The 12,775-nt window shown below is 70.0% G+C and carries 14 protein-coding genes; 10 read left to right on the plus strand and 4 right to left on the minus strand.

The window, feature by feature from the left end; all coding sequences use genetic code 11:
- Positions 1 to 91 precede the first annotated feature (91 nt).
- Genes AQJ46_RS11140 through AQJ46_RS11155 form a run of 4 tightly spaced genes read left to right on the plus strand, consistent with a single transcriptional unit; the run spans position 92 to position 3,321 of the window.
- Positions 92 to 1,150, plus strand: coding sequence for a PhoH family protein (locus AQJ46_RS11140; RefSeq protein ID WP_079072213.1), 1,059 nt, complete (start codon positions 92 to 94; stop codon positions 1,148 to 1,150).
- 13 nt (positions 1,151 to 1,163) lie between these two features.
- Complete coding sequence (gene ybeY / locus AQJ46_RS11145; protein WP_007381932.1) at positions 1,164 to 1,661, plus strand: rRNA maturation RNase YbeY; 498 nt, start codon at positions 1,164 to 1,166, stop codon at positions 1,659 to 1,661.
- Positions 1,658 to 2,965, plus strand: a complete 1,308-nt coding sequence (locus tag AQJ46_RS11150; protein ID WP_059205401.1) for a hemolysin family protein — start codon at positions 1,658 to 1,660, stop codon at positions 2,963 to 2,965. Before ybeY ends, AQJ46_RS11150 begins: the two co-directional genes overlap by 4 nt.
- On the plus strand, positions 2,962 to 3,321 hold the full coding sequence (locus AQJ46_RS11155) for an MmcQ/YjbR family DNA-binding protein (protein ID WP_059205402.1): 360 nt from the start codon (positions 2,962 to 2,964) through the stop codon (positions 3,319 to 3,321). Before AQJ46_RS11150 ends, AQJ46_RS11155 begins: the two co-directional genes overlap by 4 nt.
- On the opposite strand, the gene AQJ46_RS11160 is transcribed toward AQJ46_RS11155, so the two are convergent.
- Positions 3,283 to 4,716, minus strand: coding sequence for an MFS transporter (locus tag AQJ46_RS11160; RefSeq protein WP_059205403.1), 1,434 nt, complete (start codon positions 4,714 to 4,716; stop codon positions 3,283 to 3,285). The two genes, AQJ46_RS11155 and AQJ46_RS11160, sit on opposite strands and share 39 nt — an antisense overlap.
- 146 nt (positions 4,717 to 4,862) lie before the next feature.
- On the opposite strand from AQJ46_RS11160, the gene AQJ46_RS11165 reads away from it, so the two are divergent.
- From AQJ46_RS11165 to AQJ46_RS11185, 5 genes are all read left to right on the plus strand, one after another.
- The gene (locus AQJ46_RS11165) at positions 4,863 to 5,678 is read left to right on the plus strand and encodes a helix-turn-helix transcriptional regulator (protein WP_059205834.1); all 816 of its coding nucleotides are present in this window, start codon (positions 4,863 to 4,865) and stop codon (positions 5,676 to 5,678) included.
- 491 nt (positions 5,679 to 6,169) lie between these two features.
- A complete protein-coding gene (locus AQJ46_RS11170; RefSeq protein WP_059205404.1) occupies positions 6,170 to 6,523 on the plus strand; it encodes a hypothetical protein in 354 nt (117 codons plus the stop codon).
- 203 nt (positions 6,524 to 6,726) lie between these two features.
- A complete protein-coding gene (locus AQJ46_RS11175) occupies positions 6,727 to 7,200 on the plus strand; it encodes a hypothetical protein (RefSeq protein WP_057615811.1) in 474 nt (157 codons plus the stop codon).
- 143 nt (positions 7,201 to 7,343) lie between these two features.
- Entirely contained in the window at positions 7,344 to 8,660 is a 1,317-nt protein-coding gene (locus AQJ46_RS11180; protein WP_059205405.1) for a WxL domain-containing protein, read from the plus strand.
- A 49-nt stretch (positions 8,661 to 8,709) separates the two neighbouring features.
- Entirely contained in the window at positions 8,710 to 9,720 is a 1,011-nt protein-coding gene (locus tag AQJ46_RS11185; RefSeq protein ID WP_059205406.1) for a WxL protein peptidoglycan domain-containing protein, read from the plus strand.
- Here the strand turns inward: AQJ46_RS11185 and AQJ46_RS11190 are convergent.
- From AQJ46_RS11190 to AQJ46_RS11200, 3 genes are read right to left on the minus strand one after another with little or no spacing between them, the layout of a single operon-like run.
- Positions 9,641 to 10,012 (minus strand): hypothetical protein, encoded by a 372-nt coding sequence (locus AQJ46_RS11190; RefSeq protein ID WP_059205407.1) that lies wholly within the window; start codon positions 10,010 to 10,012, stop codon positions 9,641 to 9,643. The genes AQJ46_RS11185 and AQJ46_RS11190 overlap by 80 nt on opposite strands.
- A gap of 10 nt (positions 10,013 to 10,022) precedes the next feature.
- Positions 10,023 to 10,361 carry a P-II family nitrogen regulator gene (locus AQJ46_RS11195; RefSeq protein ID WP_057615803.1) on the minus strand — a complete coding sequence of 113 codons (339 nt, stop codon included), beginning with the start codon at positions 10,359 to 10,361 and terminating at the stop codon, positions 10,023 to 10,025.
- Complete coding sequence (locus AQJ46_RS11200) at positions 10,358 to 11,668, minus strand: ammonium transporter (protein WP_059205408.1); 1,311 nt, start codon at positions 11,666 to 11,668, stop codon at positions 10,358 to 10,360. The genes AQJ46_RS11195 and AQJ46_RS11200 overlap by 4 nt, the downstream gene beginning before the upstream one ends.
- A gap of 165 nt (positions 11,669 to 11,833) precedes the next feature.
- On the opposite strand from AQJ46_RS11200, the gene era reads away from it, so the two are divergent.
- Positions 11,834 to 12,775: GTPase Era (era, locus tag AQJ46_RS11205; RefSeq protein WP_107117243.1), on the plus strand; the 942-nt coding region annotated here is incomplete at its 3' end.

Below are 12,775 nucleotides of genomic sequence, written 5' to 3' on the forward strand. Positions count from 1 at the left end.
GTCAGTGCACCGTCGTACCCTTGAAACCGCGAGGCCGCCTTCCACTGCGCGGCCATGACGAGGAGGAACCGCAGGCGTTGAGCGCCGGCCCATGACTCAGACACCCACAGGTCACAGCCCCGCGCAGGGACAGGCGAGAGCACAGTTCACGGTCCCCGCCCAGCACCCCATGGTCACGGTCCTGGGATCCGGCGACTCCCTCCTGCGCGTGATCGAGAAGGCCTTCCCGGCGGCCGACATCCATGTCCGGGGCAACGAGATCAGCGCGACAGGCGAGGCGGCGGACGTCGCCCTCGTCCAGCGCCTGTTCGACGAGATGATGCTGGTGCTCCGCACCGGACAGCCGATGACGGAGGACGCAGTGGAACGCTCGATCGCCATGCTGCGAGCGAGCGAGAACGGGACGAGCGACGGCCAGGAGACCCCGGCCGAAGTGCTCACACAGAACATCCTGTCCTCGCGCGGCCGCACCATCCGCCCCAAGACCCTCAACCAGAAGCGCTACGTCGACGCGATCGACAAGCACACGATCGTCTTCGGCATCGGCCCCGCCGGTACCGGCAAGACCTACCTCGCCATGGCCAAGGCGGTGCAGGCCCTGCAGTCCAAGCAGGTCAACCGCATCATCCTGACCCGCCCCGCGGTCGAGGCGGGAGAGCGGCTGGGCTTCCTGCCCGGCACCCTCTACGAGAAGATCGACCCGTACCTGCGCCCGCTGTACGACGCCCTGCACGACATGCTGGACCCGGACTCGATCCCGAAGCTGATGGCTTCGGGGACGATCGAGGTGGCGCCGCTGGCGTATATGCGAGGCAGGACCCTTAATGATGCTTTTATCATCCTGGACGAGGCCCAGAACACGAGCCCCGAGCAGATGAAGATGTTCCTCACCCGCCTCGGCTTCGACTCGAAGATCGTGATCACGGGTGATGTGACGCAGGTCGACCTGCCCACCGGCACCAAGTCGGGTCTGCGCCAGGTCCAGGACATCCTGGAGGGGCTCGACGACGTGCACTTCTCCCGCCTGTCCTCCCAGGACGTCGTACGGCACAGGCTGGTCGGCCGTATCGTCGACGCGTACGAGAAGTACGACAACGAGAACGGTACGGAGAACGGCACCCACAAGGGCGGCCGGAACAAGCGGAAGTAGACAAGCCAGCACCATGTCGATCGACGTCAACAACGAGTCCGGAACCGAGGTCGACGAGCAGGCGATCCTCGACATCGCCCGCTACGCGCTCGCGCGGATGCGCATCCACCCGCTCTCCGAGCTCTCGGTGATCGTCGTGGACACCGACGCCATGGAGCAGCTGCACATCCAGTGGATGGACCTGCCGGGGCCCACCGACGTCATGTCCTTCCCGATGGACGAGCTCAGGCCGCCCAGCAAGGACGACGACGAGCCCCCGCAGGGCCTCCTCGGCGACATCGTGCTGTGTCCCGAGGTCGCCAAGCGGCAGGGCGAGGAGGCCGAGACGCAGCACTCCATGGACGAGGAGCTCCAACTCCTCACCGTCCACGGCGTACTGCACCTCCTCGGGTACGACCACGAGGAGCCGGACGAGAAGGCCGAGATGTTCGGCCTGCAGGCGGCCATCGTGGACGGGTGGCGGCAGGAGAAGGGGCTCACCGGCCCGTCCCCCGCGCCGACCGTCTCATGAGCCTGCCCCTCGTCTCCGGCGCGATCGCCCTGGTCGTCGTCGCCTGGCTCGCCGCCTGCGCGGAGGCGGGCCTCGCGCGCGTCTCCAGCTTCCGCGCCGAGGAAGCCGTACGCAACGGCCGGCGCGGCAGCGCCAAGCTCGCCCAGATCGCCGCCGACCCGACCCGCTATCTCAACGTGGCGCTGCTGGTGCGCGTCGCGTGCGAGATGGCGGCGGCCGCCCTGGTCACCTACGCCTGTCTCCAGGAGTTCCCGGGCACCACCCGCGCCCTGCTCGTCGCGATCGGGGTCATGGTGCTCGTGTCGTACGTCGCCGTCGGCGTCTCCCCGCGCACCATCGGGCGTCAGCACCCGCTCAACACGGCGACCGCGGCGGCGTACATCCTGCTCCCGCTGGCCCGGATCATGGGGCCGATCCCGTCGTTGCTGATTCTCATCGGCAACGCGCTCACCCCCGGCAAGGGCTTCCGCCGCGGCCCGTTCGCGTCCGAGGCGGAGCTGCGCGCGCTGGTCGACCTCGCCGAGAAGGAGTCGCTGATCGAGGACGAGGAGCGCCGGATGGTGCACTCGGTCTTCGAGCTGGGCGACACGCTGGTGCGGGAGGTCATGGTCCCGCGGACCGACCTCGTCGTCATCGAGCGTTACAAGACCATCCGCCAGGCACTGACCCTCGCGCTGCGCTCGGGCTTCTCGCGGATCCCCGTGTCCGGGGAGAGCGAGGACGACATCGTCGGGATCGTGTATCTGAAGGACCTGGTCCGCAAGACGCACATCAGCCGGGACGCCGAGTCCGAGCTGGTCTCCACCGCCATGCGGCCCGCGGCCTTCGTGCCCGACACCAAGAACGCCGGCGACCTGCTGCGCGAGATGCAGCAGGACCGCAACCACGTCGCCGTCGTCATCGACGAGTACGGCGGCACGGCCGGCATCGTCACGATCGAGGACATCCTCGAGGAGATCGTCGGCGAGATCACCGACGAGTACGACCGCGAGCTGCCGCCGGTGGAGGATCTCGGCGACGACCGCCACCGGGTCACGGCCCGACTCGACATCACCGACCTGGGCGAGCTGTACGGGCTCGAGGAGTACGACGACGAGGACGTGGAGACCGTCGGGGGGCTCCTGGCGAAGGCGCTGGGCCGGGTGCCCATCGCCGGGGCCTCCGCCGCCGTCGACCTTCCGGACGGCCGCCGGCTCCGCCTGACCGCGGAGGCCGCGGCCGGACGCCGGAACAAGATCGTGACGGTTCTGGTGGAGCCGGTGGGCGTAGCCGGAGCGGCCGAAGAGGAGAAGGAGTCCGAGTGACCCCTCGGGAACTGCGCGCGCTCTGCCTCTCCTTCAACGCGGTGGTGGAGGACTTCCCGTTCAACCCGGAGACCTCGGTCTTCAAGGTGCTGGGCAAGCTCTTCGCCCTCACGAACCTGGACGCGCGGCCCCTGAAGGTCAACCTCAAGTGCGACCCGGAGGACGCGATCCGGCTGCGTACCGACCATCCCGGGCTGATCGCCCCCGGCTACCACATGAACAAGCGCCACTGGAACACCGTCACCGTCGACGGCGAACTCCCGGACCGTCTGGTCCGGGAGCTCGTCGAGGACTCGTACGACCTGGTGGTGGCCGGTCTACCGCGCGCCGACCGGCTCCGCCTCGACCGCCCCTGAGCGCACCCGCAGTCCCGTCGCGACCAGGACCGCCGCCGCCAGGACGATCACCGTGTCCAGGGCGAGGACCGTGTGGACGCCGGAGAGCAGATCGTCCGAGGTGGTGGCGAGGACGCCCAGCAGCGGGATGCCCACGGTGATACCGACCTGCTGGGTGGAGGTGACCAGGCCGGTGGCCAGGCCCTGCTCCTCGTCGGGGACACCGGAGGTCACGGTGATGCCGTACGAGATGATCGCGCCGAGGTGGCACATGCTGGCCAGGGAAACGGCGGCCGTGGCGAGCCAGACGGACCAGCTCCCGGTGTCCAGGCCCAGCAGGGCGGCGATCAGGGTGCCCTGGCCGACGAGCGAGCCGACCAGCGTGCGGCGCGGGCCGAAGCGGCCGATGACCCTGGGGGCGTAGGTGCCGGCGACCGCCGACAGGACGCCCTGGACGCCGAAGACCAGGCCGGTCTCGAAGGCCGACAGGTGCAGGACCTCCTGGAGGTAGAGGGTCAGCACGAAGACGACGGTCGACATCATCGAGAAGGTGACCAGACCGCCGATGTTGCCCCACGCCACCGTGCGGCGGCGCAGCATGGGGAGAGACACCAGCGGCTGTGCGGTACGGGACTCGATCTTGACGAAGGCGGCGAGGAGCAGCAGGCCCACGATCAGGGTGACGATGACATCCGTGCGGCCGAAGCCGTGGTCGGCGGCGGTCGAGAGGGCGTAGATCAGGGAGAGCAGGCCGCCGGTGACCGTGATCGCGCCGGGCACGTCGAGGCGGGGGCGGTCCGGGGTGCGGGACTCGGGGAGCAGGCCGGGGGCGAGTGGGAGCACGATCAGGGCGAACACGGAGAGCAGGCCCATCGTGGAGCGCCAGCCGAAGGTGTCGGTGAGGGTGCCGCCGGCCACCATGCCGACGGTGAAGCCGAGCGAGAGCAGAGTGCCGGAGATGCCCAGGGCCCGGTCGCGGGCGGGGCCCTCGGGGAAGGTCGTGGTCAGCAGGGACATGCCGGTCGGCACGATCGCCGCCGCGCCGAGGCCCTGCAGGGCGCGTCCGGCGAGGAAGGACGCCGGGTCCCAGGCGAAGGTCGCCAGCAAGGAGGCGGCGCCGAACAGGGCGAGGCCGATGAGGAAGAGTTTCCTACGGCCGTACAGGTCGCCGATCCGGCCGAACAGGAGCAGGAAGCCGCCGGACGGCAGCGCGAACGCCGTGACCGCCCACTGCAGGGCGGAGGGGCTCATGCCGAGGTCCGCGCCGAGGACGGGCAGGGCGACGTTCAGGACGGAGAAGTCCAGCGCGACCATGAACTGGGCGGCGCACAGGACGAACAGGACGAGCTTGTCGCGCGTCGACAGCCGGGGGGTGTCGAGCGCATCGGGGACGGAACTTGTGGTGTCGATCGCCATGGGCAAGAGCCTGCGCGCGTCGGAATAGCCGTGGGGAGCGGCAAGTTGTGCTGGTGGTGGCACCACCAGGCAACAACGAGGGGGATGCGTTCGTGCCCGAGGTCGTACCCAAGAGTGAGCGGCATCGTGAGCTGCGCGAGTTCCTGATGAGCCGGCGGGCCCGGGTCTCGCCCACCGACGCCGGGCTGCCGGACGGCGGGGCGCGGCGGCGCACGCCCGGGCTGCGGCGCGAGGAGGTCGCGGTGCTCGCCGGGGTGGGTGCCTCCTGGTACCAGTGGCTGGAGCAGGGGCGGGACATCTCCGTCTCCCCGCAGGTCCTCGACTCGGTCGGCCGGGTGCTGCGGTTGAGCAACGCCGAGCGGCGACATCTGTACGTCCTCGCCGGGCTGAACCCGCCCGCGCCCGAACCGTCCGCGGACCACGGCTGTGAGGGGTTGCGGCGGCTGATCGACGCGTGGATGCCGTATCCGGCGCACATCATGGACGCGTACTACAACTGCGTGCTGTACAACGAGGCCGCGGGCTGGGTGCTCGGTATGCGGCCGGAGAACACCCAGAACTGTCTCGTCGACTTCTTCACCGATCCGCTGTACCGGTCGCGATCGCACAGCTGGGAACAGAACGCGCGCACGGTCGTCGCCCAGTTCCGGGCGGCCGCCTCGGCGCGGCCGGACGACGAGGGGTTCCAGGACGTGCTGGCCCGGGTGCGGTCGGCGAGCGCCGAGTTCACCGAGCTGTGGGAGCGGCGGGACATCGAGGACGCCGGAGTGATCCGCAAGGAGCTCGACCATCCACTGGTCGGCCTGCTGTGCGTGGAGTCCACGGCACTGCGGGTACCCGCCCGCCCCGACCTGACGGTCGTGCTCCACACCCCCCTGGACGAGTCCCACACCGCGGCCAAACTGGAGTGGCTGGCCTCACCGGAGGGGCGACGGGGGGCGATGTATCCCGTGGCGGGGTGACGTGGCCGGTGGCGGGTGGCGTGACGTCTCCCGTGGCGGCGGCGGGTTTCGCGGTCGGTGGCGGACTGGTGATGGAGAGTGCTTCTGGTGGCCTGCGGGTCTCCGTGCGGACGTTGTTCCCTGTGCGAAGTGACGTGTCCGGTGACGGCGGCGCTTCTGGGGCTGGTGGCTCTCTAGTGGCGGCCGGTTCGCGGTGGGGGCGGACTGTTGATGGGGAGTTCTCCCGGCCTGCCGGTGTGCCCCGTGGCGGGCGATGTACCCCGTGGCGGGTGGTGTCTTTCTCCGGCCGTGGGTGACGGCCCCGTGGAAGTCGGGTGACTCGGGGATGGTGGGTGTACCCCGTGGCGGGTGGTGGCCCGGGATGGCGGGCATATCCCGTGGAGCCGGTGGTCCGGGGATGGTGGGCGGACTCCAGTGGCAGCAGGTGACCCGGCGATGCCGGGCGTACCCCGTGGCCTCGACCGGGCGGGAGCGGTTCGTATGCTCCTGTCATGACCGACAACAGTGCGCTTGACCCTGAGGACCGCAAGATCGTCACCCTGGCTCGTTCGGCGCGGGCTCGTAACGGGGTGCCCGAGGGGGCGGCCGTACGGGACGACACCGGGCGGACGTATGTCGCGGGGACGGTGGCTCTTCCCTCGTTGCGGTTGAGTGCTTTGCAGACGGCGGTGGCGATGGCCGTGGCGTCGGGGGCGAAGTCCCTGGAGGCGGCGGCCGTGGTGACGGACGCCGAATCGGCCTCCGACGAGGACCGGGCCGCCGTCCGGGATCTGGGCGGCCCGCAGACTCCGGTGCTGGTGGCAGGGGTCGACGGCACCGTGCGGAGCACCGTGACCGCAGGCTGATACCCCCGGTAACACTTGGCCGGAATTCCAGCTTGCCGTTCCCCGTCCCACGCGCATCAATGGAACCGGAGATTCCGACGGACCGTCAGATTCAACTCGCGCGGCGTCCCGCACCACGCCCGTGATGCCCGGCCGTCCGTCGGAACGCACCCCCCGTCCATCCCCACATGGCAGTCCCCACCACGGGAAGGGAACCGGATTCCATGAAAGGCAAGCGCACAGGCACTGGTGCGGCACTGGCCGTCGGCACGCTCGCGGCTCTCGGGCTCGCGTTCGCCCCCACCGCCCTGGCCGTCACCCCGGACACCGCGACCATCGACGCGGACTGTGGCCTCTACGGCAGCGGCCAGGCCACCCTCACCGCCACCCAGGACGGCACCGCCGCCACCGTCACCGTCACCTCGGCGATCAACGCACCGCTCGCGCTCGACGAGGACTCGATCGCCTCGACCCTCACCTTCGTGAACGCGAACGGCGGCACCACCACCTTCACCGGCACGGAGAACCCCGCCATCGCGGCCGGCGATCCTGTCACCGTCGGTCCGCTCAACGGCACCGTGGCGTCCGGCGACAGCCTGGAGTCGTACGGTGGTTCGCTCCAGATCGTCGTCTTCGGGATCACCGTCACCTGCACGGCCACCGGTCCGCAGGCGCCCGGACCCTTCGTGTTCGACTGATCGTCCCAGCAAGTACCTTGGTTGCCGCAGGAACTGACAGCTCGTCAGGTTTCTGCGGCAACTCCATTGACTTCTCACGCTATCCACACATCAATGCCCCCTGTCGGCGCAGGACTTCAGGAGCTTCCGGAGGGGGCACATCCATGGGTTCGACGACTCGAAGACGCCGTCTGGCGTCCTTTATCGGGGCGACCGCGCTCGCGGTCACCGCGGGCGGCGCACTGGCCTGTCCGGCCGGTGCCGCCACCAACGTGGACTTCGCCACGCACTGCATCCCGCCCGCGGTCGCGGGCATCCCGCCCATCGACGGCACCACGACGGCCGCCATCGCCGTGGACAACACCAGCCCCAAGGTGGGCGACACCGTCACCGTGACCTACACGGTGGTCAAGCCGGCCGCCAGCAACCCCACGGCCATCGCACTGCCGGCCGACATCATGACGCCGACCGGCAAGGTCACCCTCGGCGGCGCCCAGACCGGAGCCGTGACGGTCGCCGGACCGAAGAAGAACGACCCGGTGCCGGGCAACGGCGCCTTCCCGTCGTTCTCGATGACCGGCACCTTCAAGGTCACCTCACCCGGCGCGATCACCCTCTCGCCCGGCGACTACAACATCCACACCAGCTACATCCTCGAACTGGACACGCCCTGCACGGTGATCACCCCGCCCGCTCCGGTCTCCGAGACGGTCACCGCCACGGACACGAACCCCGTCAACGAGCGGGACATCGCGCTGGGTTCGGCCTCCGGGAAGCCCGGCGACAGCGTCACCGTCACCGGCAGCAAGTTCACCCCGGGCGCGACGGTCACCCTGGCCGGGCGGTCCGGCGCCGCCCAGACCGCGGACACCGCCACCGCCACAACCGACTCCTCGGGCGCGTTCAGCGGCTCACTCGTCGTCAACGACAAGACGACGACCGGTGTCGTGGCGTACGAGGGCAGCGCGTACAGCGACGCCAAGGGGGCGGGGCCGAAGGCGTACGTCGTCATCGACGACACCCCCGTACCGGACGGCAGCCAGAAGGTCACCACCACGGTGAAGGCCGGCACGCTGTCCATGTCCCAGGCCGGGGACGCCGTCAGCCTCTCGGCGGTGGACTACGGCAAGGGCGGGGCCTCGACCGGTGACCTGAACAAGGTGACCGTCCAGGACTTCCGCGGCGGACCCGCCGGCTGGTCCCTCACCGGCAAGGTCACCGACTTCACCGGACCCGGCGCCAAGATCGACGCCGGTGCGCTGAGCTGGAGCCCCGCCTGCGCCACCAAGGCGGGCAGCCCGAGCACCTGCCAGGCCGGTTCCGCCGGCGCGGTCGGTTCCTCGGGAGCGACGCTCGCGTCCACGCCCAACGGCACGCTCACCGGCGGTGAGTTCACCGTGGACGCCGGACTCTCCCTGAACGTACCGGCGTTCACGCCTCCCGGCACGTACTCCGGCGTTCTCACCCTCACGCTCAGCTGACCGTACGGGCGCCCGCACCCGCCCGTCCGCCTCTTGGGGGTCCGCACCCATGCGTAAGCTGTACGTCCTCTTCCTGAGCCTGTTCCTGGTCACGGCCGCCGCACCCGCGTACGCCGCCGACAACGGCAGCTGGTCCGTGTACCCCGCCGCCTCCCAGATCGCGGCGCGGCCCTACTTCTACCTCTCCGCCGACCCCGGGCAGACCATCGACGACAAGGTGGTCGTCACCAACAAGACCGGTCGGCCGCTGACCTTCCGGCTCTACGCCGCCGACGCCTACAACACCGCCCGCGACGGCGGTTTCGCCGTGCGTACCGTCGCCGAGAAGCAGCGCGGGGTGGGGGTCTGGGCGAAGCCCGCGAAGTCCCGGGTGACCGTCCCCGCGCACGGCAAGGTCACCGTGCCCTTCACGCTGTCGGTGCCCGAGGGCGCCGAACCGGGCGACCATCCCGGCGCGTTGGTGGCGCTGGACGAGCGGATCGACAAGGGCGACGGCGCGGTGGCGCTCGGTGTGCAGCGGGCCGTCGCCGCGAGGATCTATCTGCGGGTGGGTGGACCGACCGTGCCGGCGATCGCCGTCGAGGACGTCCGCGTCAGCCATCACCAGCCGCTGGTACCGGGGTTGGGGGACAGCGGTGCGACGATCTCGTACACCCTGCGCAACACCGGCAACGTCACTCTGAACCCGAAGGTGGAGCTGCGGGCGACGGGGTTGTTCGGGCGTACGTTGCTGGCCCGCGACCTGTCGAAGATCCCTGGCGAACTGCTGCCGGGGCAGCGGGTGCACCTGAGCGAGCCGTGGAAGGGCGCACCTCAGCTGGACTGGGGCGAGGTGACCCTCACGGCGAGCGCGAAGGACACCCGCGAGTCGGCGGGCGCCTCCTTCTTCGTGCTGCCGTGGCTGATGGCGGCGGTCCTGCTGGTGGTGCTGGTCGTGGGCGTCGTCCTGCTGGTCAGGGCGCGGCAGGCCCGGGCCGGGGTCAGCCGCCGAAGGCCCGGCGCAGGCGGCCCTTCTCCGGCGCGGGGCGTTCCACGGGACGGGCTTCTGCCGAGGAGATGAGTTCGGCGACGGAGATCCGGGCGTACGACGAGTCCTCGGTGGCGTGGTCGAACGGCTCGGACCAGCGCGACTTCGTGAACTCCAGCAGCCAGCTCGTCTCGGAGGTCCGGAACACGAGGTGGCCGCGGTGGGGGTCGTCGCCCGTGCGCCGCTCCACGTTGGAGCGGGTCAACTCCTCGGCGCGGGCGACGGCTTGCTCCCTGCCGCCCGCCACATGGACCTTGTCGTGGAGGAGCCAGTTGCCGTCGGACCACCCGTTGTTCGTCTCGACGAGCACGTACCACTCGCTCACGGTGCCTCCCTCAGAGCGCGTCCGGCCCGCGCTCGCCCGTCCGCACCCGTACGACCGTCTCCACCGGCAGGGCCCACACCTTGCCGTCACCGATCTTGCCCGTACGGGCGGCCTTGACGATGGCGTCGATCACCGCGTCGGCGTCGGCGTCGTCGACGACGACCTCGATGCGGACCTTGGGGACCAGGTCGACCTGGTACTCGGCGCCGCGGTACACCTCGGTGTGGCCGCGCTGCCGGCCGTAACCGCTGGCCTCCGTCGCGGTCAGGCCGTGGACGCCGATCTCCTGGAGCGCGGTCTTGACCTCGTCGAGGCGGTACGGCTTGACGATCGCGGTGATGAGCTTCATGCCTGGGTCTTGACCTTCTGGGCGGAGGGGACGGGGGACGCGCCGACCGGGGCACCGTGGCCCAGGACGCCGTGATCGTATGCGGTCTCGGCGTGCACCGTAAGGTCCAGGCCGGTGTGCTCGTGCTCCTCGTCGGCCCGGAAGCCCAGCACCTTGTCGATCAGCTTCCCGATGCCGTACGTCACCAGGAAGGCGTACGCCCCCACGGCGACCACGGCCACCAGCTGCTTGCCGAGCTGGGCGAGCCCGCCGCCGTACAGCAGTCCTTCCGTGCCGCCGGTCATCTCCTTCACGGCGAACACGCCGATCAGGAGCGTGCCGATGACGCCGCCGACCAGGTGGACGCCGACCACGTCGAGCGAGTCGTCGTAGTTGAGCTTGAACTTCCAGCCCACCGCGTACGAGCAGACGACACCGGCGGCGAGGCCGACGACGAGTGCGCCGAGGAGGGAGACCGAGCCGCAGGACGGGGTGATCGCGACCAGGCCCGCGACCGCGCCGGAGGCCGCGCCCAGGGTGGTGGGGTGGCCGTCGCGCTTCTGCTCGACGAAGAGCCAGCCGAGCAGGCCGGTGCAGCCGGCGGCGAGGGTGTTGAGGAAGGCCGCGGCCGCGAGGCCGTTGGCGCCGAGAGCCGAGCCCGCGTTGAAGCCGAACCAGCCGAACCAGAGCAGGCCCGCGCCCAGGACGACCATGGGGAGGTTGTGCGGCCGCATCGCGTCCTTCTTGAAGCCGAGACGCGGTCCGAGGACGAGCGCGAGGGCGAGACCGGAGGCACCGGAGGTGATCTCGACGGGCAGACCACCCGCGAAATCGAGCGCGCCGAGCTTGTCCAGGACCCAGCCGCCCGGGCCCCACACCCAGTGGGCGACGGGAACGTATACGAGCAGTGCCCAGACCGGGACGAACACCAGCCAGGCCCCGAACTTCGCGCGGTCCGCGATCGCGCCGCTGATCAGCGCGGCCGTGATGATCGCGAAGGTGAGCTGGAAGGTGGCGAAGAGGAGGGTGGGGACGGTGCCGTGGACGCTGTCGGGGCCGAGGCCGCTCATGCCGGCGTGCTTCAGGTTGCCGATCAGGCCGCCGAACGTGTCGTCGCCGAAGGCGAGGGAGTAGCCGGCGGCCAGCCACACCACCGTGACCAGGGCGATCGACACAAAGCTCATCATCAGCATGTTGAGGACGCTCTTCGTGCGGACCATGCCGCCGTAGAACAGGGCGAGGCCCGGGGTCATCAGCAGGACGAGGGCGGTGGCGGCGAGCAGCCAGGCGGTGTCACCGGTGTCGATGCCTTGCGCGGCGAAGGACATGGGGGTCTCCAACGAGGTGGGGGCTCGTCAGAGGGTCACCGGCGTGCGTTTCCGGTTGTGCACGGGGGTGTTTCTGCCGTGTTTCATTGCGTTGGGGTTTCCGGAAGCTCACGGTCGGGCCGGTGTGCGGGCGCCTGTGCGGCGGGGCTCTGTGGATCAGGGAGAATGGGGCGCATGAGCGTTCGCAGTCAGTCATCCGAGCCGCCGGCATCGTCGGAGGCACCCCACCGCGCCGGCTTCGCCTGCTTCGTGGGCCGCCCCAACGCGGGCAAGTCCACCCTTACGAACGCTCTGGTCGGCCAGAAGGTGGCGATCACCGCGAACCAGCCGCAGACCACGCGGCACACGGTACGCGGGATCGTGCACCGGCCCGAGGCCCAGCTGATCCTGGTCGACACCCCCGGACTGCACAAGCCGCGCACGCTGCTGGGGGAGCGGCTCAACGACGTCGTGCGGACGACCTGGGCCGAGGTCGACGTGATCGGCTTCTGTCTGCCCGCGAACGAGAAGCTCGGGCCCGGTGACCGTTTCATCGCGAAGGAACTGGCGGGGATCAAGAAGTCCCCCAAGGTCGCGATCATCACGAAGACGGACCTGGTCGACTCCAAGACCCTCGCCGAGCAGCTGATCGCCGTCGACCAGCTCGGCAAGGAGCTGGGCATCGAGTGGGCGGAGATCGTCCCGGTGTCGGCGACCGCGAACAAGCAGGTCGACCTGCTGGCGGACCTGCTGATCCCGATGCTTCCCGAGGGTCCGGCGCTCTACCCCGAGGGCGACCTCACCGACGAGCCCGAGCAGGTCATGATCGCGGAACTGATCCGCGAGGCCGCGCTGGAGGGCGTCCGCGACGAGCTCCCGCACTCCATCGCGGTGGTCGTCGAGGAGATGCTCCCCCGCGAGGACCGCCCCGCCGACAAGCCCCTCCTCGACATCCACGCCTTCGTCTACATCGAGCGCCCCAGCCAGAAGGGCATCATCATCGGCCCCAAGGGCAAGCGCCTGAAGGAGGTCGGCATCAAGTCCCGCAAGCAGATCGAGGCACTCCTCGGCACACCGGTCTTCCTGGACCTGCACGTCAAGGTGGCGAAGGACTGGCAGCGGGATCCC

Origin of the sequence: Streptomyces canus (assembly GCF_001514145.1) — a bacterium.
Classification (GTDB): domain Bacteria; phylum Actinomycetota; class Actinomycetes; order Streptomycetales; family Streptomycetaceae; genus Streptomyces; species Streptomyces canus.

Coding starts and splice junctions, on each gene's coding strand:
- AQJ46_RS11175 (WP_057615811.1), top strand. CDS start 6,727: ATGAAAGGCAAGCGCACAGGCACTGGTGCGGCACTGGCCGTCGGCACG.
- AQJ46_RS11165 (WP_059205834.1), top strand. CDS start 4,863: ATGAGCCGGCGGGCCCGGGTCTCGCCCACCGACGCCGGGCTGCCGGAC.
- AQJ46_RS11180 (WP_059205405.1), top strand. CDS start 7,344: ATGGGTTCGACGACTCGAAGACGCCGTCTGGCGTCCTTTATCGGGGCG.
- AQJ46_RS11195 (WP_057615803.1), bottom strand. CDS start 10,361: ATGAAGCTCATCACCGCGATCGTCAAGCCGTACCGCCTCGACGAGGTC.
- AQJ46_RS11170 (WP_059205404.1), top strand. CDS start 6,170: ATGACCGACAACAGTGCGCTTGACCCTGAGGACCGCAAGATCGTCACC.
- ybeY (WP_007381932.1), top strand. CDS start 1,164: ATGTCGATCGACGTCAACAACGAGTCCGGAACCGAGGTCGACGAGCAG.
- AQJ46_RS11160 (WP_059205403.1), bottom strand. CDS start 4,716: ATGGCGATCGACACCACAAGTTCCGTCCCCGATGCGCTCGACACCCCC.
- AQJ46_RS11200 (WP_059205408.1), bottom strand. CDS start 11,668: ATGTCCTTCGCCGCGCAAGGCATCGACACCGGTGACACCGCCTGGCTG.
- AQJ46_RS11140 (WP_079072213.1), top strand. CDS start 92: ATGACTCAGACACCCACAGGTCACAGCCCCGCGCAGGGACAGGCGAGA.
- AQJ46_RS11185 (WP_059205406.1), top strand. CDS start 8,710: ATGCGTAAGCTGTACGTCCTCTTCCTGAGCCTGTTCCTGGTCACGGCC.
- AQJ46_RS11150 (WP_059205401.1), top strand. CDS start 1,658: ATGAGCCTGCCCCTCGTCTCCGGCGCGATCGCCCTGGTCGTCGTCGCC.